Origin of the sequence: Pseudomonas sp. 32_A, from assembly GCF_017490905.1 — a bacterium.
GTDB lineage: Bacteria > Pseudomonadota > Gammaproteobacteria > Pseudomonadales > Pseudomonadaceae > Aquipseudomonas > Aquipseudomonas inefficax.
Window position 1 is genome coordinate 17,453 of sequence record NZ_JAFGYI010000045.1, and the last position, 21,506, is coordinate 38,958.

The window sequence follows — 21,506 nt, forward strand, 5'->3', positions numbered from 1 at the left end:
CTCCCCCAGGCAAGCGGTGACGTCAATCAGGCGGACAGCCGAAGCGGTTGCAGCGACGCGGTCAGCGCAGCGAGCACCCGGTCCTCCTGCTCGTGGATGAAGAAGTGGCCGCCGGGGAACATCTGCAGCGAGAACGCCCCGTGGGTTTCCTTGCGCCAGGCCTGCAACTGCTCGTCACTGGCGCGGTCCTGCATGCCGCCCAACACGTGCAGCGGGCACTGCAAGGCCTGCCGCTGGCGGTAGGCGTAAGTACCGCACAGCAGGAAGTCGGCACGCAGGGTGGGCAAGGTCAGGCTCATCAGTTCGGCGTTGGCCAGCACTTCCTCGGGCGTGCCCTGAAGCTCGCGCAACTCGCCGATCAACTCGGCGTCGCTCTTTGGCTCGCGCCAGTTCTTGCCGTCGTAGTCCTCGCGGCGGGTTGGCGCTGCGGTGCCGCAGGCGAACAGGGCCAGTGGCGCCGGGCAACCCAGCGCTTGCAGCTCATGGGCAAGTTCAAACGCCAGCAAGGCGCCCAGGCTATGGCCGAGCAGCGCGTAGGGGGTGCTGGCCGCCAGGCGCTGTTCGGCAGCCAGTTGACGGGCCAGGGCCTGCATGTCGGTGTGCAGTGGTTCGGCCATGCGCGCACCACGCCCGGGCAGCTCCACCGGGCGTACCTGCAGCCATGTCGGCAGCTTGCGCCGCCAGCGGCTGTAGACCATGGCGCTGGCCCCGGAATACGGCAGGCACAGCAGGTTCAATGCAGTCACTGGGCGGCGGCTTCGGCCATTTTCTGGCGCAGGCTCAGCGGGCGCATGTCGGTCCAGACCTCATCGATGTAGGCCAGGCAGTCCTTCTTCAGGCCGCTCTTGCCTACGGCACGCCAGCCGTTGGGGATGGCTTTGTAATCGGGCCAGATCGAGTATTGCTCTTCGTGGTTGACCACTACCTGAAACTGGATATCGTCGCGGTCGAAAACGGAAGTCATTGCCTGTCTCCTTGAGTGATGGATTCAAAGTAGACGTAGCATGGGGCGAAAAAATTAGTGGGCCTGACGCGGGCAGGTATTCAGGTGTCACGCAGCAGGTCGTGGGTATCGAGCAAGCGGAAGGCTACCTGCGGGTTGCGCTCCAGCCCACGGCGGATCGCCGCCGGGATCGACTGCCGGGTCTTGCGGCACAGCCCGGGCTGATCATCCAGTTCGATGACGATGCCGCGCATGGTGCGTACCTCGTTGAAACCGGGGGCGATGTGCAGGCGGATGCCGAGATTTTCGTACATCCGCTGCTGCAGGCGTTGCAGGTCTTCCAGGTCCTTGAGGTTTTCCAGGCGTTCGAGCAGGCGCTTTTCTTCCTGACGGGTCAGCAGGAGGATGCGTTGGGCTGCCTGCGGGTGGTCGGCCAGGTGTTCGCGGCCACAGTCGCAGGCGCCAGGAGGGCAAGGTTGGCGCAAAGGGAGTGGTGTGCTCATGGTGCAAGCATAGCCTGTACCGGCCCCTTCGCGGGTCACCACAGGGCTTGGGTATTGTGGAATACCTGTGGGAGCGGGTTCACCCGCGAAGAAGCCCACTCGGTACCGAAGGTCAGAGCTGCACCAACCGCTCACGCAGGAAGTTCACAAACCCCTGCACCGGCCGAGCCACCTGCCGGTGCTGCGGGTACACCGCCGACAGCTGCAGCGCCGGCGGCCGCCACTCATCCAGCACTGTCACCAGCCGCCCATCCGCCAGCGCCTGCCCCACGATGAAGGTTGGCAGATAGGTCACCCCCATCCCGGCAATTGCGGCATCCCTGAGCAGCTCGCCATTGTTCGCCCGCATCCGCCCGACCACCTGGATCGCCTGAGCCTTGCCTCCCTGGCTGAACTGCCACTGCACCTGCCGCGAATGCCCATACGGCAGGCAGTCATGCCCGGCCAACTGCTCCGGCCTGGCCGGCACGCCCCGCGCTTCCAGGTACGCCGGGCTCGCGCAGTACACGCGCTCGACACTGGCGATACGCCGCGCAATCAGGCTGGAGTCCTCCAGCGCGCCAATCCGTAGCGCCAGGTCATAGCCCTCGCCGATCAAGTCCACGGCGCGGTCGCTCAAATCCACTTCCACATCCACCTGCGGGTGCACCTGCAGAAACTCGGTCAGCAGGCAGCCCAGGTGCGCCATGGCGAACGACAGCGGCGCACTCAGGCGCAAGGTGCCACGCAAGGCCTGAGCCTGGCCGCTGATGTCGTGCTCCACCTGCTGCACTTCGCCGAGCAGGCGCAGCGCCGACTGGTAGTAGTGCTGGCCCAGCGGCGTGGCGTCCAGGCGCCGGGTGGAGCGGTTGAGCAGGCGCACACCCAGGCGCTCTTCGAGCTGCATCAGGCGCCGGCTGACCGATTGCTTGGACATGCCCAGACGGTCGGCAGCAGCAGTGAAACTGCCGGCCTCCATCACTTGGGCAAAGATGCGCATGTCTTCGTACGGGTTCATTGTCTCGCTCTTGGTGACAGTCAAACGCTTTATAGCGGCTTTTTCCCATCGATGCATCTCCCTAATCTACGCACAGGTCGCAGCGATGGCCCTGAAGGCCAGGCAAGACGCCCACTACCAACACTTGCATGGAAAAGGATTCGCTCATGAACATTGTCCACAAAGCCCTCACCGCCTCCCTGCTGGCCCTGTCCGTTTCCAGCGCCTTCGCCGCTGGCAGCCCGGGCATTGAACAGCACACCCAGGCCTTCCTCGAAGCCCTGGAACAAGGCGGTGGCAAACCACTGGAACAGCTCAGCCCGAAAGATGCCCGCGCCGTGCTGACCGGCGCCCAGGCATCGGTCAAGGTCGACCTCTCCGGTATCGAGGTGAAGGAACACACCATCAAGGCCAACGGCGAGTCAATCAAGCTGCAAGTGGTACGCCCAGCCAATGTGAAGGGTGAGTTGCCCGTGTTCATGTTCTTCCACGGCGGCGGCTGGGTGCTCGGCGACTTCCCGACCCACCAGCGGCTGATCCGCGACCTGGTGGTTGGCTCTGGCGCAGTGGCGGTCTACGTCGACTACACCCCATCGCCGGAAGCGCACTACCCGACGGCGATCAACCAGGCCTACGCCGCCACACGCTGGGTGGCCGAGCACGGCAAGGAAATCGGCGTGGACGGCAAGCGCCTGGCCGTGGCCGGCAACAGCGTCGGCGGCAACATGGCGGCAGTCGTGGCGCTGAAGGCCAAAGAGGCCGGCACCCCTGCCCTGCGCTTCCAGCTGCTGCTGTGGCCAGTGACCGATGCCAGCTTCGAGACCGCGTCGTACAAGCAGTTTGCCGAGGGGCACTTCCTGACCACCGGGATGATGAAATGGTTCTGGGACAGCTACACCACTGACGCCAATGCCCGGGCGCAGATCTACGCGTCGCCGCTGCGAGCCAGCAGTGAACAGTTGAAGGGCCTGCCGCCGGCGCTGGTGCAAACCGCTGAATTCGATGTGCTGCGGGATGAGGGTGAGGCGTATGCCCGCAAGCTTGATGCCGCCGGTGTGACTGTGACCTCGGTACGGTACAACGGGATGATTCATGACTATGGTTTGCTCAACCCGCTGAGCCAGGTGCCGGCGGTCAAGGCGGCAATGCGTCAGGCGAGCGCCGAACTTAAAGTGCATCTGCAGTGAGTCGATAAGCACAAGACCCGCCTAGGCGGGTCTTTGGCTGCTATTGCGGAAATGGCCCGCAGGCTTCGATGAATCTGCTATCAGTGCGGCTATCTATGGCACCGTCCGGCCCGATGTAGATATCAATACTTGGCCATCTGGGTTTGGCCCGGATGCAGTGCGATCTCCCACGGTTGTTCCAATACAACTCCATGAAAAACTGGTCGTTCGGGAAGATATGCCCTGCACCTCCTGTGGCTTCACCCGGGTAGATCTCACCTTTTGATATATCGTGCTGGACATTCAAGATGTAGCCGAGACGCCCCTGGCCTTTGTCAGAAAAATGAAAACTCACCTGCGGTGTGGCAACATACCAAAAGATGATAGGCGTAAGCATTATCACCACTACCCAGCGCCAGATATACCGTTTCGGTTTATTTGCAGGCGTGATCAACTACGGCACCTCCCCAGCTTGAGCGTGGCAATGCTAACACTTCGGCCATGAGTATCTTGGCTGTAATCCCACCATTTGGGTGCAGCTCATGCAGTTTGACGCCAATGCTGATAGCAACACGATCACCTATGTCATCCCAGGCCCGTAGCCCTTCTATATCAGCAGAACGATGGGGGCCCTTGCGTTCAGCCCACTTTTGAACTTTCCGAATAGAGTCTGATGCAATCTGCTCAAGCCCAGCGCCATCCAGAAGAACACTTTCTGAAAGGCCACCTGCCCGTCCTAAGACGGGCATACCAAGGGAGCTTTTTAAATTTTGCATGTTCCTCTACCGCGTCAAAGCTAGTCAGCTTCTGCATTTTCAGCACGGATGGGTGTGTGATGTTGCGGTTCATTTCCTCGGCGATGTATCTGGCCACCTGCTCCATCATGTCAGGATCTTTGCAGATCACAGGCTGCGGCTTATTTCCTGCTAGCGAAGTTTTGATGGGTGAAATCGAGCCGGCTTGACCTGATGTTGCCGCTTGGCTTGCCTGCTGTGTCGCCGAGGGGCTTGCCGCTAAGCCAGGTCCTCCCGTGGCCACGACCCGGTTATTGCCCTCTGGACAGCCACACTTGACCAGCGCCCCATCTACCACGGCTGGTTTGCCTTCGATTTTGAAGAAAGGCTGTCCTTCAACAATTACGCCGGGCTTTTTGCATGCCGGGCACTCAGTCGTCCCATCCCCTTGGCGCAGCGCACGCTGACTGTTCCCCCGATAACTCGTACTGCCAGCTATGCAAACCGCCCCCGTGGTGGTGAGGTCTCCATCGAATGCCTGTCCTTAGCCATTTATCGATATACGTGTCATGAGCAACTCCCTGTATGAAAGCCTCGACGCTATCACCGGTAAAACGGACAGAGACCGAGCGGCGGAGAATTCAGAATTGCCCTACAAATACCCGATCTACTGTCACCTATATAGAGACAGTATTTCCAACAAGACACTGTTTTTTAAGGTTTCTGATGACAGTAAAGTTATCTCCATAGACAGCACGGCAGCCCTAACGGCCCCGGCATTCAAGGAGAATCACCATGCTTACCGTCCGTAGCGCCAAAGACCGCGGCCTGGCCTTCCATGGCTGGCTGAAATCGTTCCACACCTTCTCCTTCGGCCACTACCGCACCCCGGACGAGCAAGGTTTTTCCGACCTGCTGGTGATCAACGACGACCGCGTCATCCCCGGCGAAGGCTTTGGTCAACACCCGCACCGCGACATGGAAATTTTCTCCTACGTGCTGGAAGGCGCGCTGGAGCACAAGGACACGCTGGGCACCGGCTCGGTGATCCGCCCGGGCGATGTGCAGCTGATGAGCGCTGGCCACGGCGTGGCCCACAGCGAGTTCAACCACAGCCAGGTGCAGCCGGTGCACTTCCTGCAGATCTGGATCGTGCCGAACGTACAAGGCGCCACGCCGCGTTACCAGCAACAGCATTTCAGTGCCGAGGAAAAGCGCGGCAAGCTGCGCCTTATCATTTCGCCGGATGGCGCCGAGGGGTCATTGCAGGTGCGGCAGAACGCGCGAGTGCATGCCGGTCTGTTCGACGGTGACGAGCGTGCCACCCTGACCTTGCCGGAAAACCGCCATGCTTATGTGCATGTGGCCCGGGGCAGCATCGAGCTCAATGGGCAAGTGTTGAATGAAGGGGATGGGGTGCGGGTGAGGCAGGAACAAGTGCTGGAGCTGGGCAATGGGGTGGATGCCGAGGTGCTGGTGTTTGACCTGCGGCCGCATGAACTACCTGGCATGCCATAAGGCAGGTCCGGCCCTTTCGCGGGTAAACCAGCTCCCACAGGGACACCGCAGTCTTTGGAATCTGTGGCGTCCCTGTGGGAGCGGGTTTACCCGCGAAGAGGCCGGCAAATCCAACTCAGGGCTCGAACCCTTCGACGATGATCACCTCAGCCTTCGCCACCCCCTGACGATGGCTGCAAGCCTCCTGGTACAACGCGGACCGGTAACACGCCAGCGCCTGCTCGTACGAATCGAACTCGATCACCACGCTACGCTGAGGGGTAGGCCGCCCTTCCACTGCCTCGCTACGCCCGCCACGGGCCAGGAAACGGCCGCCGAATGCCTTGAAGGCAGCCGGGGCGCGCTGGGTGTACTGCTGGTATTGCTCGGGGTCGGTCACGTCCACATGGGCGATCCAATAGGCCTTCATGCGCTCCTCTCCTGTTACGACGATAATTGTGTATGATGGTATACCATAATAATCACCCCGCCACAGTGAGCGTGCAACATGGCTTTCAACACCATCGAAGAACTTCTCGAGGACTACCGGCAAGGCAAGATGGTCCTGCTGGTGGATGACGAGGACCGGGAAAACGAAGGCGACCTGCTGATCGCCGCCGAGCGTTGCGACGCCCAGGCCATCAACTTCATGGCCCGTGAAGCGCGCGGGCTGATCTGCCTGACCCTGACCGACGAACACTGCCAACGCCTGGGCCTGGAGCAGATGGTGCCGGCCAACGGCAGCGTGTTCAGCACCGCCTTCACTGTTTCGATCGAGGCAGCCACGGGCGTTACCACCGGTATTTCCGCTGCCGACCGGGCGCGTACAGTGGCGGCGGCCATGGCCCCCAGTGCCCGCCCTGAAGACCTGGTGCAACCCGGCCACATCTTCCCCCTGCGCGCCCGCGAAGGCGGAGTGCTGACCCGCGCCGGCCATACTGAAGCCGGCTGCGACCTGGCGCGCCTGGCCGGGTTCACTCCGGCGTCGGTGATCGTCGAAGTGCTCAACGACGACGGCACCATGGCCCGCCGCCCGGACCTGGAGGTGTTCGCTGCCCGACATGGCATCAAGATCGGCACCATCGCCGACCTCATCCACTACCGCCTGAGCACCGAGCAGACCATCAAGCGCATCGGCGAACGCGAACTGCCCACCGTGCACGGCACCTTCCGCCTGGTCACCTATGAAGACCGCATCGAAGGTGGCGTACACATGGCCATGGTCATGGGCAATATCCGCCGCGAGCAGCCGACCCTGGTGCGGGTGCACGTGATCGACCCGCTGCGCGACCTGGTTGGCGCCGAATACGCCGGCCCCGCCAACTGGACGCTTTGGGCGGCGCTGCAGAAAGTGGCCGAGGAAGGCGCCGGCGTGGTGGTGATCCTGGCCAACCATGAGTCCTCGCAGGCGCTGCTTGAGCGCGTGCCGCAGCTGACCCAGCCGGTGCGGCCTTACCAGCGTGGGCAATCGAAGGTGTACTCGGAAGTGGGTACCGGCGCGCAGATCTTGCAGGACCTGGGCGTGGGCAAGCTGCGTCATCTGGGGCCGCCGCTGAAATATGCCGGGCTGGCGGGGTATGAACTGGAGGTGGTGCAGAGCATTCCCTTCGAGCCGGGAATGGTCGGCTGAAAATCCATGAACAACTGATTTAGCCGGGCCCTGTGGGAGCGGGTTCACCCGCGAATGCGCCGGTGGCATCACCATCGCATTCGCGGGTGAACCCGCTCCCACAGGGCCCGCGCTGCTTCTGAAAGCACGGAGTGATGGCCGGTAGCCTCATACCTCTTGCGAAAAGTTTGGAATACCATAATATGATATCCCGTAGACCTTGAATCTGCAGGCCGCTATCTACAATCACAAACGGCCACAAGACACTTTGTTTTAGCTGCTCCCCGAACACTGTTGGCGGGCGCGCCACAAGCCCCGCCTCGAATAACAAAAAGCAACGAGGGCGTAACCATGCTGTTGAGCAAACGTGTAACCGCAGTGCTGTCCGCCAGCCTGCTGACCCTGGCATGTCAGGCCGCCCAGGCCGCCGACAGCCTGAACTTCGTCAGCTGGGGCGGTACCACCCAGGACGCCCAGAAAGAAGCGTGGGCCGCACCCTTCACCAAAGCTACCGATATCAAGGTCGTCCAGGACGGCCCTACCGACTACGGCAAGCTCAAGGCCATGGTCGAGAGCGGCAACGTGCAGTGGGATGTGGTCGACGTCGAAGCCGACTTTGCTCTGCGTGCCGCCAGCGAAGGGCTGCTCGAACCCCTCGATTTCACCCAGATCAAGCGCGACAAGATCGACCCGCGCTTCGTCTCCGATCATGGCGTCGGCTCGTTCTTCTTCTCCTTCGTGCTCGGCTACAACGAAGGCAAACTCGGCGCCAACAAGCCGGTGGACTGGACTGCACTGTTCGATACCAAGACCTACCCCGGCAAGCGTGCCCTGTACAAATGGCCCAGCCCGGGCGTACTGGAACTGGCCCTGCTGGCCGACGGCGTAGCACCCGACAAGCTCTACCCGCTGGACCTGGACCGCGCCTTCAAGAAGCTCGACACCATCAAGAAAGACATCGTCTGGTGGGGCGGCGGAGCCCAGTCGCAGCAACTGCTGGCCTCGGGTGAAGCCTCGCTCGGCCAGTTCTGGAACGGCCGCGTCTATGCCTTGCAGCAAGACGGTGCACCGGTGGGCGTGAGCTGGAAGCAGAACCTGGTCATGGCCGACTTCCTGGTCATCCCCAAAGGTGCCAAGAACAAGGACGCTGCCATGAAGTTCCTGGCCAACGCCAGCAGCGCCGAAGGCCAGGCCGAGTTCGCCAACAAGACCGCCTACGCGCCGGTGAACGTCGACAGCGTGGCCAAGCTGGACAAAGACCTGGCGCAGAACCTGCCGACCGCCTACGCCCAGGACCAAGTCACCCTCGACTTCGCCTACTGGGCCAAGAACGGCCAGGCCATCGCAGCCCGCTGGAATGAGTGGTTGGTCAAATGAAAGTCGCCATCAACGCCCTGCATAACGCGCAAGGTGCCCCCACGGGCACCGGTGCCCCGGGAACGGCCCCCCGCCGCGTCAGCCTGAGCCAGCGCTGGAAAGGCAGCCGCAATTTGCTGCCGGCCCTGCTGTTCCTTGGCCTGTTCTTCTTTGCCCCGCTGGCCGGCCTGCTGCTGCGCGGGGTGCTGGAGCCAACGCCGGGCCTGGGCAACTACGAGCAGCTGTTCGCCAACTCGGCTTATGCGCGGGTACTGTTCAACACCTTCTCGGTGGCCGGCGTGGTCACCCTGATCAGCGTGCTGCTGGGCTTCCCGCTGGCCTGGGCAATTACCCTGGTGCCCAAGGGCTGGGGCCGCTGGTTGCTGAACATCGTGCTGCTGTCGATGTGGACCAGCCTGCTGGCGCGCACCTACTCGTGGCTGGTGCTGCTGCAGAGCTCGGGGGTGATCAACAAGGCGTTGATGGCCATGGGCATCATCGATGCCCCGCTGGAAATGGTGCACAACCTGACCGGCGTGGTGATCGGCATGAGCTACATCATGATCCCTTTCATCGTGCTGCCGCTGCAGGCGACCATGCACGCCATCGACCCGATGGTGCTGCAGGCCGGCTCGATCTGCGGCGCCAGCCCGTGGACCAATTTCTGGAAGGTGTTCCTGCCGCTGTGCCGTTCGGGGCTGTTCTCCGGGGCACTGATGGTGTTCGTGATGTCGCTCGGTTACTACGTCACCCCGGCCTTGCTGGGTGGCGCGCAAAACATGATGCTGCCCGAATTCATCATCCAACAGGTGCAGTCGTTCCTCAACTGGGGCCTGGCCAGTGCCGCCGCCGCACTGCTGGTGGTGATCACCCTGGTGCTCTTCTACCTGTACCTGAAGCTGCAGCCGGAATCCCCGGTCGGCAACGCGAGGTAAACCGCCATGCTCCTGTCTCCCAATGCCATGGGCCGCCCGCTGCGTACGGGCCTGTACCTGACCACCGGGGTTATCGCGGCCTTCCTGCTGCTGCCAGTGGTGTTCATCGTGTTGCTGTCGTTCGGCTCGTCGCAGTGGCTGGTGTTCCCGCCACCGGGCTGGACATTCAAGTGGTACGGCCAGTTCTTCTCCAACCCGGAGTGGATGGACGCCGCGCTGGCAAGCCTGAAGGTGGCCGTGCTGACCACCATCGCCGCCGTGCTGCTTGGCCTGCCCACCGCGTTCGCCCTGGTGCGTGGCCGCTTCCCGGGCCGCGAGCTGCTTTACGGGCTGTTCACCATGCCGATGATCGTACCGCTGGTGATCATTGCCGTGGCGGTGTACGCGCTGTTCCTCAAACTTGGCTACACCGGCACGCTGTTCGCCTTCGTGGCCAGCCACGTGATCGTCGCCCTGCCCTTCACCATCATCTCGATCATCAACTCGCTGAAGCTGTTCGACCAGTCGATCGAGGATGCCGCGGTGATCTGCGGGGCCTCGCGCCTGCAGGCGATCTTCAAGGTGACCTTCCCGGCTATTCGCCCGGGGATGATCGCCGGCGGCCTGTTCGCCTTCCTGGTTTCATGGGATGAAGTGGTGCTGAGCGTGATGATGGCCAGCCCCGACCTGCAGACCTTGCCGGTGAAGATGTGGACCACCCTGCGCCAGGACCTCAGCCCGGTCATCGCTGTGGCCTCGACCTTGCTGATCGGCCTGTCGCTGCTTGTCATGTTCATTGCCGCCGCCTTGCGCCGGCGCACCGAAAACGCCTGAGCGCGGAGAAAACAACAATGAGTGCAGTGATCAAAGACAACGCGCACGGCAAGACCCTGGTCAGCCTGCGTGGCCTGAACAAGCACTACGGCGACTTCACCGCCGTGGATAACCTCGACCTGGAAATCCAGGACGGCGAGTTCCTGACCTTCCTCGGCTCCAGCGGCTCGGGCAAGTCCACCACCCTGTCGATGCTGGCTGGCTTCGAAACGCCGAGCAGCGGCGAGATCCTTGTCGATGGCCAGTCTCTGGTCAACGTGCCGCCGCACAAGCGCGACATCGGCATGGTGTTCCAGCGCTATTCGCTGTTCCCGCACCTGAACGTGCGCGACAACATCGGCTTCCCGCTGGCCATTCGCAAGCTTGGCGCGAGCGAAACCAGCAAGCGCGTCGACGCCATGCTCAAGCTGGTGCAACTGGAGAAATTTGCCCACCGCAAGCCGTCGCAGATGTCCGGCGGCCAGCAGCAGCGCGTGGCGATTGCCCGAGCACTGGTGTACGAACCGCGCATCCTGCTGATGGACGAACCGCTCGGCGCGCTGGACAAGAAACTGCGCGAAGACCTGCAGGACGAACTGCGCCAGTTGCACCGGCGCCTGGGCATCACCATCGTCTACGTCACCCACGACCAGGAAGAAGCCATGCGCCTGTCCCAGCGCATCGCCATCTTCAGCCATGGCAAGATCGTTGGCCTGGGCACCGGTTACGACCTGTACCAGAACCCGCCGAATGCCTTTGTCGCTTCGTTCCTGGGCAACTCCAACTTCCTGCGGATCAAGGCCAGCAGCAATGGCGCCGGCAGCTTCGAGGGCCAACCGGTGGCCATCCGCCTGACCCCGGGCCTGGCCGCTTCGCAGGATGCGCTGATCATGGTACGCCCGGAAAAGGCCCTGGCCCTGACCGCCGAACAGGCCGCGCGCGAGCCGCTGCCGGCGGGGTGGAACGAGGTCAGCGCCAAGGTTGGCGAAGTGCTGTTCCTGGGCGAGAGCCAGACCTGCCATGTGCTGACCGCAGGCGGTACCGAGCTGACGGTCAAGGCTTTGTCGGCGGCGGGCATGCCGATGCAGCCGGGGGATACTGTGAAGGTGCGCTGGGCGGTGGCGGATGCGTGCATTTATACCGAGTGGGCAGAAAGTGACCTGAGCAAGTCCGCCGGGGCGCATTGACATATTGAGTACTGCGACGCCTGGCAGATCAAGCGCCGCCCGCGCGGCGCTCGATCTACCAGGCGCTGCACGACTCAAGATGTGAGCAACACCGTCACATTATCATCACGCCACTGTCGTAATCTGCCGGCCAACTCTATGCCATAGGCCTTCCGGCATGCCTCGCCTGCTTGTCTTGCTGCTCACCTTGCTGCCGCTGGCGACCCTGGCCGAGCCCGCGCACCTGCGTGTGCAAGGCTCCAACACCATTGGCGCGGCCTTGCTGCCGGCGCTTGTGCAAGGGCAACTGCGCGCACAGCAAGCCACCGCCATCGAACAACACCCGGGCAAGCGGGCCAACGAGACTGTCATCACCGCTATCGATGCACACGGCCAACCCTTGCGCGTCGACATCGCAGCCCATGGTTCCAGCACCGGCTTCGTCGCCCTGGGCCATGGCGAGGCCGACCTTGCCGCCGCGTCGCGGCCGATCAACGACAACGAAGCAAGCCAACTGCAGGCGTTGGGCGACCTGCGTGCCGCTGCCGCCGAACAGGTCATCGGCCTGGACGGCGTCGCGGTCATCGTTCACCCCGACAACCCGCTGCCACGGCTCACCACGGGGCAACTGGCACGGATTTTTGCCGGGCAGATCCAGCGCTGGGAGCAATTGGGCGTTTCCGGCGGGGCCATCCACCTTTATGCTCGTGACGACCGCTCCGGCACCTTTGAGACCTTCAAGGCGCTGGTGCTGGAACCCCAGCACGGCGAACTGTCGTCCAAGGCCCAACGCTTCGAGTCCAGCGACGAGCTGGCCGCGCGAGTGGGCGCCGACCGCCAGGCCATCGGCTTCAGCAGCCTGGCGGCGGTGCACGGGGCAAAGGTGCTGGCGGTGGCCGAGGGTGACGCGTCGGCCATGCTGCCGGAGCGTGCACTGGTTGCCAGCGAGGATTACCCGCTATCGCGGCGCCTGTATTTCTACCTGCCGGCCAACCCCAAGCCCCAGGCCAAGGCGCTGGCCGATTTCACCCAGAGCCCGGCGGGCCAGGCGATCGTCGCCCAGCAGGGTTTCGTTTCGCAGCAGATCAAGGCCCAACCTGTAGCCCTCCAGGCCGACATGCCCCCGCGCTATCGCACCCTGGCCCAGCAGGCGCAGCGGTTGAGCGTGAACTTCCGCTTCCAGGAAGGCAGCGCCAGCCTCGACAACAAGGCCCTTCGCGATGTGCAGCGGGTTGCCGACTACCTGCACCAAGCGGGCAAGCTGCAGCGCAAGGTGGTGCTGGTGGGCTTTGGCGACCCCAAGGAAACGCCCGGTCGCGCCGCCCTGCTCTCCCGCCTGCGGGCCCAGGCGGTGCGCCGCGAGCTGGCGCGCGATGGCGTGGAGGTGCTGGAGGTGACGGGGATGGGGGATGAACTGCCAGTGGCAGGGAACGAACTGGAGCAAGGGCGGTTGCGGAACCGCCGGGTCGAAGTGTGGGTTTATTGATCTTGAAGCAGTACATATCCCTGTGGGAGCGGCCTTGTGTCGCGAAAGGGGTGCGCAGCGCCCCCAGGATCTTCTTGTCACCGAAGAATTGCCGGGGCCGCCTTGCGGCCCTATCGCGACACAAGGCCGCTCCCACAGTCGACCGCGCTGACCGTCCGCTTGAGGGCGGCCCTGGCAAAGAAATGTAACAGCTGCCCATTCGGCATCACCGGCAAACGGGTCTAGGCTCAAGCCCATGTGATACCGGGCCCCTCTGACGGCTGCCAGGCCGCCATGTCGGATCACTGTTGCCATGCAACGTCGACATTGAAGGAGGGGCTCATGACAGCTCTGCAGACATTCCTCACCACCCCGTTCCTCGGTACCAGCGCCTGGTTGTGGCTGCTGTTCATGGGCATCGTCATCGGTTTGCTGGTACTCGACCTGGGCGTGCTGCACCGCCACGACCGGGAAATCGAAATGCGCGAGAGCCTGCTGCTGTATTCGGGCTATTTCAGCGTCGGCGTGCTGTTCGGCGCCGGGGTCTGGTACCAGTTGGGCGCGCAGTCGGCGCTGGAGTTCTACACCGGGTTCCTGGTCGAGCAGTCGCTGTCGATGGACAACGTGTTCGTCATGGCGATGATCTTCAGCTATTTCGCCATCCCCCGCCGCTACCAGCACCGCGTGCTGTTCTGGGGCATCCTCGGGGTGGTGTTCCTGCGGGCGATCATGATCGGCGTGGGCGCGGCGCTGGTGCAGAATTTCGCCTGGGTGCTGTATGTCTTCGGAGCCTTCCTGCTGTTTACCGGGGTGAAGATGGCGCTGTCGAAGGAAGGCAGCCATCCCGACCTGGCCAACAACCCGATCCTGAAGTTCGTGCGCCGGCACATGCGGGTCACCGACCAGATACACGGCTCGCACTTTTTCATCCGCCAGACCCCGCCAGGGCACAGCAAGGCGCTGCGCTATGCCACGCCGTTGTTCCTGGCACTGGTACTGATCGAACTGGCCGACCTGGTGTTCGCCGTGGACAGCGTGCCGGCGATCTTCGCGATTACCCAAGACCCGTTCATTGTCTATACCTCGAACATCTTCGCCATTCTCGGGTTGCGCTCGCTGTACTTTGCGCTGTCGGCGTTGATGCACCGGTTTGTGTACCTCAAGTACGCGTTGGCGCTGGTGTTGATCTTTATTGGCTGCAAGATTTTCTACCATGGGATGATCGGCAAGGTGCCGGCGTTGCTGTCGCTGGGGGTGACGTTCGGGTTGTTGCTGGGTGGGGTGGTGGTTTCGTTGGTCAAGACGCGGGGGGAGAAGGTGGCTGTCGTGGATCAGCCGCTCGAGCACCCAGCAAATGCCGATCGTACAGTCGGGCAGAAAGAGGATGACCCGCAGATGCGGGTCTGACTCCCCTACTTGAACTTAAATAACGCCCATACAATCACCATCCAGATGCACCCAGTCATGTTTAGCCAGGCTGAAATTTTCAACCTGCGTTTAAGCTTCTTCGGAAACGCATTTAGCTCGCCAGCATCCAGTTGACCCATTCGCAGCGCTAGCCACGGAAATGCCACTAACCCACTTGCCGTACATAGCGTCATCCAGCGCCACTTGAATGACCCACAACCCCAATAACGCTTGATGCTTTCAAAATAGGGGTTACTGGTGATGGCCGAGCAGGCGACGTCATAATCTTTGGTCAACGTTGAAACAGCACTAAGGACTAGTCCTGGTATGGCGATAGCGAAAGGACTTAATAGAAGCGCCACTTTAGCAAGTGGTTGCCAGCCAGTAATGTCAATCACTGGTTGCCTCGTAAATAAACTCGCCCACGGATTCACCGAGCTTCCCGCCCAGCACTCCCCCAGCCGTGCCGCTGGCGCCCACCAATACAATGCCGCATACCGGCGCAGCCAGACCTGCCGAGCCCATTGTAACAGCGGCACAAATTGTTCCGGATAGGAGGTTTGCTCCTAAAGTGCTAGCCATTGCTCCGGCAGTTCCAGTAGCAAAACCTCCCGTCTCGGTCAGTCTGACTTTTTTACAATCCTCAGTCTCCCCTGCCCGACAAACTTCTTGCACTTTCAGATACGAAGAAGTCCCACCCAACCCAATCGCAGCGTAGCCACCGTACTCAAGAAACTTGCTGAGTCGCGCCACCTTGTCCAGATGCGTCGCATACCCCGGAATCTGCCCCGGCCCGCCGGCCTTCGACCAGTGGTGCACAAGGCTCTTGGTCGAAATGTTCAAGCTCTTCTTGAGCCGTTCATAGTTCCCTAGGTTCAGCTGCTTGTTAAGCAATGCCGCTTTCAACTGTCCATCCAGCTGCTGGAGCAGTTTTCGCCGTTCGGCAAAGAAACTTTGGCTGTTCAGATGGCCATGCTCCATAAACTCGCGCTGATGCAGGTGTTCGATACTGGTCAGCGTATGACTGACCTGCTTCAGCCCCTGCTCCAGCATGTCCTTGCCCACGCCCATGGACTGGCTGGCATTACTGAGCAAGCCGGCGATTTCGGCCTGATGCTCCATCATGAAGTCCGCTTCGGCGAAATCGAGCACCGCCAGCGCACGGCGTGCATGCTGCGCTGCCGCCATCAACTGGCCTTCCTCGCGGGTGCAAGCATCACCATTGTCAGGGTCACCGATAACGAAGATTTCCCCCGCCTTGAAGCCTTGATCAAACGTCGGGTTAAGCCGCTGCAGCCGGGAGATTGGCAACGTGGCATCGTGCTCGGCCAGTTGCAGCAGCACCTGTGCGAATGACATGCGCCGAGGCACTACATAGAACCCGGGCTCCAGGGTTCCGGGCAACGCACCTGCTACGGGTTGGGAGAAACGTTCGGGGTAGACCGCGGCTGATGGCGCGGCAGAGTGGCTATTCGCGCGCCCTGCAAGGGAACGCAGGGGCGGAAATGCTTCATCCAACGGTGCGACCACCCGATTGCTGCCCGGTGGACAGCCACAGACTACCAGTGCACCGTCCATGGCCACCCGGCGGCCATCGGAAATGAAGTGGTCCACCCCTTCAGCGACCATCCCCTCCTGCCCGCAGAGAGGGCATGGCGTGGTCCGATCACCTTCGCGCAGCACCATTCGGCCCTCGTCAAGATATCCGGCGCCCGTCGCAATACAGACGGCCCCCGTTGTGGTGACATCGCCATCTACTGCCTGACCTTTTCCCCCGAGACTGGTGCGCATATGCAAACTCCCTGTGCATGGTTGAGGTTGAAAACCTAACATCAGCAAGGGAGGCTCAAGTGGCTTGAGTCGAAATTCAGATGTTTCTTACAAAGTCTGAGATGAGCAAGCTCATGGGTCTGCTGGCGACGAAGGCGGCCAAGGATCTGGTGGTGGACCTAAAGACGCAGTGAACCGTCAAGGGCCTCTTCGCGGGCTTGCCCGCTCCCACAGGTATTACGCACAGCTTGGAGGCGGCACAGTACCTGTGGGAGATTGCCCAGCCCTTTGGGCTGCGCTATCGCACAGAAAACTGAACTCGCAAGCGATCCTCGTACCCTGTGGGAGCGGCTTTAGCCGCGAAGAATCCAACGCGGTGCATGGCACCGGCTGCGCCGGTGTTCGCGGCTAAAGCCGCTCCCACAGGGTCCCTGCTAATTCAATGAGTTATGTGCAGTTCTATGAGAGCGGGCAAGCCCGCGAAGAGGCCGGAACAAGCCGGCAAAATCACCGCCCGCTACGCAACATCTCCGCCGGCACGTACTTGCCGATCTCATACTTGCCAATCGCCGCCCGGTGCACTTCATCCGGCCCGTCGGCCAGGCGCAAGGTGCGCTGCATGGCGTACATGTATGCCAGCGGGAAATCGCCACTCACCCCCGCCCCGCCATGTATCTGGATAGCCCGGTCGATCACCTTCAGTGCCACGTTCGGCGCCACTACCTTGATCTGCGCAATCTCGCTGCGGGCCACCTTGTTGCCGACCGTGTCCATCATGTACGCCGCTTTCAGCGTCAGCAGCCGGGCCATGTCGATCTCCATGCGCGAGTCGGCAATCTTGTCGACGTTGCCGCCCAGACGCGCCAGTGGCCGGCCGAAGGCGGTACGCTCCACCGAGCGCTTGCACATCAGTTCCAGCGCGCGCTCGGCCATGCCGATCGAGCGCATGCAGTGATGGATGCGGCCGGGGCCAAGGCGCCCCTGGGCAATCTCGAAGCCACGGCCCTCACCGAGAATAACGTTCTCATACGGCACCCGCACATTCTCGAAGAGCACCTCGGCGTGGCCATGGGGAGCATCGTCATAGCCGAACACCGGCAGCGGGCGGACAATCTTCACTCCAGGCGCATCGGTGGGCACCAGCACCATCGAGTGCTGCTGGTGGCGTGGCCCTTCAGGGTCGGACAGGCCCATGAAGATCATCACCTTGCAGCGCGGGTCGCAAGCGCCGGAGGTCCACCACTTGCGACCGTTGATTACCCATTGGTCACCGTCACGCACGGCAGTGGCGGCCATGTTGGTGGCATCCGAGGAGGCCACATCCGGTTCGGTCATGGCAAATGCCGAACGGATCTCGCCACGCAGCAGCGGTTCCAGCCACTGGCGCTTCTGCGCTTCGCTGCCATAGCGCACCAGCACTTCCATGTTGCCGGTGTCCGGCGCCGAGCAGTTGAACGGCTCCGGGCCGAGCAACGAACGGCCCATGATTTCCGCCAGCGGGGCGTATTCCAGGTTGCTCAGGCCGGCACCGTATTCCGATTCGGGCAGGAACAGGTTCCACAGCCCTTCGGCGCGGGCCTTGGCCTTGAGCTCTTCCATGATCGCGGTGGGCTGCCAGCGGTCACCCTCGGCGACCTGGCGCTCGAACACCGCCTCGGCGGGGTAGACATAGGCGTCCATGAACGCGCTGACGCGCTCACGCAATGCCTGGACCTTGGGCGAATAGGCGAAATCCATCGGGGCTACCTTCACGGTTCGGAGTACATGGGCCAGAGCCTAGAGCAGCATATCCCAATCCACCTAGTCTATTTTCCGCGTGTATAAACATTCATAAGCGATATATGATCAACCCATAATTCCAACAAAGAGCGGCGCCCATGAACCTCAGCAAGGTCGACCTCAACCTGTTCATCGTGTTCGATGCTATCTACACCGAAGCCAACCTGACCCGCGCCGGGCAGATCGTCGGCATCACCCAGCCGGCGGTGTCCAACGCCCTCTCGCGGCTGCGCGAAACATTCAATGACCCGCTGTTCGTGCGTACCGCGCAAGGCATGGTGCCCACGCCCATGGCGCAGAACATCATCGGCCCGGTGCGCAATGCCCTGGCCCTGCTGCGCACCTCGGTGCAGGAAAGCCGCATCTTCAACCCGCAACAGGCCAACAAGACCTTCCGCATCAGCATGACCGACCTGACCGAAGCGGTGATCCTGCCGCCGCTGTTCCAGCGCTTGCGCCGCCTGGCCCCGGCGGTGCTGATCGAAAGCTTTTTGTGCAAGCGCCGCGAGACCACCAAGGAACTCGCCGCCGGCCGCCTGGACTTCGCCATCGACGCACCGTTGAACACCGACCCGCAGGTGCGCCACGTCAAACTGATGCAAGACCGCTATGTCTGCGCCCTGCGCCAGGGCCACCCGCTGGCCGACAGCAAGTTGACCCTCGACAACTACCTGGGCATGACCCACATCCATATCTCCAGCCGCCGCAACGGCCTGGGCTATGTCGACCTGGCCCTGGGCAAGATGGGCGTGCAGCGCAAGGTCGCCTTGCGCTCGCAGCATTACCTGATGGCCTCGCAGGTGTTGCAGCAGACCGATATGGCGATGACCGTCCCCGAGCGCTTCGCTCGCCGCCATCAGTTGCGTTACCAGCCACTGCCGGTGGAGGTCCCTGCGCTGGAAACACACCTGTACTGGCACGAAAGCACCGATCAGGACCCGGCCAATCGCTGGATGCGCGAGCAAATCACCGAGTTGTGCGAACGTGTGGTGGCCGAGGAACAGAGGGCCTTGGAACCGTCCTGAGGATGGCTGACGAGGGGCCTTGCTTGCCTGCTTCTGGAGCGGAGAAAAAATTTCCACTTAAATGCCATTAGAGAGAAAATTTTCTTGCGTATCTTTTGAATAAGCGCACTGGAAGCGAAAAATATCTCTCAAGCAGCGGGTACGCTTGCTCCAACGATCGCCGATTTGACGGCGACAGAAACGGACCCGCCACAATGCCTAGCGCCCCGCTCTACTTCGACTACGCCGCCACCACTCCGGTCGACGACCGGGTCATCGAAACCATGCTCGCATGCCTTGGCAATCAGGCCAACTTCGGCAACCCTGCGTCCAGTGGCCATGCCTTCGGTCAGGCAGCCCGCCACACTGTGGAGCAGGCCCGCCAGCAAGTGGCCGAACGCGTTGGCGCGCAGGCCGGTGCATTGGTCTGGACCTCGGGTGCAACCGAGTCCAACAACCTGGCGCTCAAGGGCATTGCTCAAGGCCTCGACCAGCCCGGGCACCTGATCACCAGCCAGCTGGAACACAAGGCCGTGCTCGACACGGTGGTAGAACTGGAACGCCAGGGCTGGGCTGTCACCCGCCTGGCACCGGATGCCGCCGGCCTGATTCAGCCTGCTGCAGTGCAGGCGGCGCTGCGCGCCGATACCCGCCTGGTGTCGCTGATGGCGGTCAACAATGAGCTGGGCACGATCACCGACTTTGCCGCAACTGGCGAACAGGTACGTGCCCACGGTGCCCTGCTGCACGTGGATGCGGCGCAGGCGGTGGGCAAACTGGCCATTGACCTGGGCACGATGGCCGTGGACCTGATGTCGTTCTCGGCGCACAAGGTGTATGGGCCCAAGGGCATCGGTGCGCTCTACGTCGGGCCACGCGCCCGCACGCTGATGCGGGCGCAGATGCACGGCGGCGGCCATGAGCAGGGCCTGCGCTCCGGCACCCTGGCAACCCACCAGATTGCTGGCATGGGCAGCGCCTTTGCCCTGGCCGGCCAACCCGGCGACAGCGAACACCTGCGCCTCGAGCAACTGGCCAGGCGCTTGCGCGAAGGCCTGCTGGCCCTGCCCGGCGTTACCCTCAACGGCTGCGCCAAGCAACGCATTCCCCATACGCTGAACCTGTGTATCGACAGCAAGGGTTTCAACAGCGCGGCGCTGGCCAGCGAACTGGCGTTGTCAACCACCTCGGCCTGCAACTCGGCGAGCAATGCAGCCTCGCATGTGCTGCTCGCGCTGGGGCTGGATGAATGCCAGGCACGCAACAGCGTGCGCCTGAGCATCGGCCGTTTCACCAGCGAGGCTGAAGTGGACAAGGCGCTCGAAGTGTTTGGCCGGGTGCTGACAGCGGCGTCAGCGGCACTTTGGTGAAGCCGCCCTAGAACAGCCGGCTGTCCGGGGTGAAGTCCTCGACCTCGAGCCTGGCGCTGTTTGCCTGCGGGTGGCGCGGGTTGAACAGGTAATTGGTGGTGCTGGGCATGATCGCGCTCGGCACCGGCAGCAGCAATGCCGAGCACTCATCCAGAAACCGGTTGCCCAGGCCCCGGGTCAGTTCGGTCTGGCTTGACCAGCCAGGCTGCAAGGCGGGCAACTGCGCTTGCGAAACGGTGTCAGGCAACTCGATACGCAGCAGCCGCATGGTGGTGGGGAAATCCTCAGGGTCGATCTCCAGGTGCACCAGCACCTCGAGCATCGCCCCGGCCGGGCTGGTGGCGGCATATACCACTGGCCGGCCCGCCTGGTGCCAGCGGCCGCTGACACGCAAGCCGCCCGTTCCGCTCAAGTCCGCATAGGCGCTGATACGCCACAGAATCACAGGCCGAAGCCCTCGGCGATCTGCAGCAACATCTCTTCGACCTGGGTGGTGCCCTGCTGGGTGGTGAGCATCTGCATCGGCGTAAGCCCCGAGAAGCGCTCCTTGGGCTTGGACAGCCAGCGCTTGGCCTTGCCTGCCTCACCGAACACGGCTTCGGCCATGGCGGTGATATGGGCCGAGCGGAACAGCCGGTCACTTTCTTCCACGGTCAGTGGCTGGTCACGTTCAATGCGGGTTTTCAGTGTGCGCAAGGGAATGATCTGGTCACGCTCCACGGGAGTGAACACGCCGAGTTCGGTCAGTTTCACCAGCCAGGTGGCAGCGAAGCCATCGGTGATGCGGGTGTGGATTTCGAAGTCACTGGCGAGTTCGGGGATTTCCAGCAGTGCATGCAGGCGCGCCCGGTACTCGTGGTAACCGTTGTCGCGAAGCACTTCGGCAAGCATGGCTCTCTCCTTTCCGGCGTTTGCCGACAAGTATGCGGCATATGCCGGACATATGCCAGTTCATGAGGCCTGTGAAAGTCTTGAAGGCGATGCCATCCTGTAGGAGCGACCTTGCGTCGCGAAAGGGCCGCAGGGCGGCCCCG

Annotated in this window: 22 protein-coding genes and 1 pseudogene; 11 read left to right on the forward strand and 12 right to left on the reverse strand. The window is 62.4% G+C overall.

Features of this window, described 5'->3' with window-relative positions; translation table 11 throughout:
- Positions 1–26: 26 nt before the first annotated feature.
- The 4 genes from J5M58_RS21970 to J5M58_RS21985 form a co-directional block, all read right to left on the reverse strand.
- Positions 27–746, reverse strand: a complete 720-nt coding sequence (locus J5M58_RS21970; RefSeq protein WP_112252743.1) for a thioesterase II family protein — start codon at positions 744–746, stop codon at positions 27–29.
- The gene (locus tag J5M58_RS21975; RefSeq protein ID WP_003256222.1) at positions 743–964 is read right to left on the reverse strand and encodes an MbtH family protein; all 222 of its coding nucleotides are present in this window, start codon (positions 962–964) and stop codon (positions 743–745) included. The genes J5M58_RS21970 and J5M58_RS21975 overlap by 4 nt, the downstream gene beginning before the upstream one ends.
- Before the next feature lie 80 nt (positions 965–1,044).
- Entirely contained in the window at positions 1,045–1,446 is a 402-nt protein-coding gene (locus tag J5M58_RS21980) for a hypothetical protein (RefSeq protein WP_112252744.1), read from the reverse strand.
- A gap of 112 nt (positions 1,447–1,558) precedes the next feature.
- Entirely contained in the window at positions 1,559–2,443 is an 885-nt protein-coding gene (locus tag J5M58_RS21985; protein ID WP_112252745.1) for a LysR family transcriptional regulator, read from the reverse strand.
- Between the two features lie 146 nt (positions 2,444–2,589).
- Between J5M58_RS21985 and J5M58_RS21990 the strand changes: the two genes are divergently transcribed.
- Positions 2,590–3,609 carry an alpha/beta hydrolase gene (locus J5M58_RS21990; RefSeq protein ID WP_112252746.1) on the forward strand — a complete coding sequence of 340 codons (1,020 nt, stop codon included), beginning with the start codon at positions 2,590–2,592 and terminating at the stop codon, positions 3,607–3,609.
- Positions 3,610–3,649: 40 nt separating this feature from the next.
- Here the strand turns inward: J5M58_RS21990 and J5M58_RS21995 are convergent, their stop codons facing one another.
- Entirely contained in the window at positions 3,650–4,042 is a 393-nt protein-coding gene (locus tag J5M58_RS21995; RefSeq protein ID WP_243432454.1) for a hypothetical protein, read from the reverse strand.
- Positions 4,023–4,893, reverse strand: a pseudogene (locus J5M58_RS22000) (PAAR domain-containing protein). The gene J5M58_RS21995 and the pseudogene J5M58_RS22000 overlap by 20 nt, the downstream one beginning before the upstream one ends.
- A 224-nt stretch (positions 4,894–5,117) precedes the next feature.
- On the opposite strand from J5M58_RS22000, the gene J5M58_RS22005 reads away from it, so the two are divergent.
- A complete protein-coding gene (locus J5M58_RS22005) occupies positions 5,118–5,840 on the forward strand; it encodes a pirin family protein (RefSeq protein ID WP_207879599.1) in 723 nt (240 codons plus the stop codon).
- A gap of 115 nt (positions 5,841–5,955) precedes the next feature.
- On the opposite strand, the gene J5M58_RS22010 is transcribed toward J5M58_RS22005, so the two are convergent.
- Positions 5,956–6,249, reverse strand: coding sequence for a DUF1330 domain-containing protein (locus J5M58_RS22010; protein ID WP_112252748.1), 294 nt, complete (start codon positions 6,247–6,249; stop codon positions 5,956–5,958).
- A gap of 78 nt (positions 6,250–6,327) precedes the next feature.
- Here J5M58_RS22010 and ribBA point away from each other — a divergent pair, with 78 nt between their 5' ends.
- The 7 genes from ribBA to J5M58_RS22045 all read left to right on the forward strand — a co-directional run bounded on the left by ribBA (position 6,328) and on the right by J5M58_RS22045 (position 14,549).
- Positions 6,328–7,449: a bifunctional 3,4-dihydroxy-2-butanone-4-phosphate synthase/GTP cyclohydrolase II gene (gene ribBA / locus J5M58_RS22015; protein WP_112252749.1), complete on the forward strand. Its 1,122-nt coding sequence runs from the start codon at positions 6,328–6,330 to the stop codon at positions 7,447–7,449.
- 330 nt (positions 7,450–7,779) lie between these two features.
- Complete coding sequence (locus J5M58_RS22020; RefSeq protein ID WP_025339643.1) at positions 7,780–8,805, forward strand: ABC transporter substrate-binding protein; 1,026 nt, start codon at positions 7,780–7,782, stop codon at positions 8,803–8,805.
- The gene (locus J5M58_RS22025) at positions 8,802–9,719 is read left to right on the forward strand and encodes an ABC transporter permease (protein ID WP_015270844.1); all 918 of its coding nucleotides are present in this window, start codon (positions 8,802–8,804) and stop codon (positions 9,717–9,719) included. The genes J5M58_RS22020 and J5M58_RS22025 overlap by 4 nt, the downstream gene beginning before the upstream one ends.
- A gap of 6 nt (positions 9,720–9,725) precedes the next feature.
- On the forward strand, positions 9,726–10,532 hold the full coding sequence (locus J5M58_RS22030; protein WP_112252750.1) for an ABC transporter permease: 807 nt from the start codon (positions 9,726–9,728) through the stop codon (positions 10,530–10,532).
- Positions 10,533–10,549: 17 nt separating this feature from the next.
- A complete protein-coding gene (locus J5M58_RS22035; RefSeq protein WP_133973602.1) occupies positions 10,550–11,698 on the forward strand; it encodes an ABC transporter ATP-binding protein in 1,149 nt (382 codons plus the stop codon).
- 157 nt (positions 11,699–11,855) lie between these two features.
- On the forward strand, positions 11,856–13,163 hold the full coding sequence (locus J5M58_RS22040; protein WP_207879602.1) for a substrate-binding domain-containing protein: 1,308 nt from the start codon (positions 11,856–11,858) through the stop codon (positions 13,161–13,163).
- A gap of 321 nt (positions 13,164–13,484) precedes the next feature.
- Positions 13,485–14,549: a TerC family protein gene (locus J5M58_RS22045; protein ID WP_207879604.1), complete on the forward strand. Its 1,065-nt coding sequence runs from the start codon at positions 13,485–13,487 to the stop codon at positions 14,547–14,549.
- A gap of 5 nt (positions 14,550–14,554) precedes the next feature.
- On the opposite strand, the gene J5M58_RS22050 is transcribed toward J5M58_RS22045, so the two are convergent.
- The 3 genes from J5M58_RS22050 to J5M58_RS22060 form a co-directional block, all read right to left on the reverse strand.
- Positions 14,555–14,947, reverse strand: a complete 393-nt coding sequence (locus J5M58_RS22050) for a hypothetical protein (RefSeq protein WP_133295872.1) — start codon at positions 14,945–14,947, stop codon at positions 14,555–14,557.
- Positions 14,940–16,340: a PAAR domain-containing protein gene (locus J5M58_RS22055; protein WP_112252754.1), complete on the reverse strand. Its 1,401-nt coding sequence runs from the start codon at positions 16,338–16,340 to the stop codon at positions 14,940–14,942. Before J5M58_RS22055 ends, J5M58_RS22050 begins: the two co-directional genes overlap by 8 nt.
- 486 nt (positions 16,341–16,826) lie before the next feature.
- Entirely contained in the window at positions 16,827–18,056 is a 1,230-nt protein-coding gene (locus tag J5M58_RS22060; RefSeq protein WP_112252755.1) for an acyl-CoA dehydrogenase, read from the reverse strand.
- 140 nt (positions 18,057–18,196) lie between these two features.
- On the opposite strand from J5M58_RS22060, the gene J5M58_RS22065 reads away from it, so the two are divergent.
- Together J5M58_RS22065 and J5M58_RS22070 are read left to right on the forward strand one after the other, a co-directional pair.
- The gene (locus tag J5M58_RS22065; protein ID WP_112252756.1) at positions 18,197–19,123 is read left to right on the forward strand and encodes a LysR family transcriptional regulator; all 927 of its coding nucleotides are present in this window, start codon (positions 18,197–18,199) and stop codon (positions 19,121–19,123) included.
- Positions 19,124–19,317: 194 nt separating this feature from the next.
- Positions 19,318–20,472, forward strand: a complete 1,155-nt coding sequence (locus tag J5M58_RS22070; protein ID WP_207879607.1) for a cysteine desulfurase family protein — start codon at positions 19,318–19,320, stop codon at positions 20,470–20,472.
- Between the two features lie 7 nt (positions 20,473–20,479).
- Here the strand turns inward: J5M58_RS22070 and J5M58_RS22075 are convergent, their stop codons facing one another.
- The gene (locus J5M58_RS22075; RefSeq protein ID WP_015270851.1) at positions 20,480–20,917 is read right to left on the reverse strand and encodes an RES family NAD+ phosphorylase; all 438 of its coding nucleotides are present in this window, start codon (positions 20,915–20,917) and stop codon (positions 20,480–20,482) included.
- Positions 20,914–21,363: an antitoxin Xre/MbcA/ParS toxin-binding domain-containing protein gene (locus J5M58_RS22080; protein ID WP_207879609.1), complete on the reverse strand. Its 450-nt coding sequence runs from the start codon at positions 21,361–21,363 to the stop codon at positions 20,914–20,916. Before J5M58_RS22080 ends, J5M58_RS22075 begins: the two co-directional genes overlap by 4 nt.
- Between the last annotated feature and the right edge of the window lie 143 nt (positions 21,364–21,506).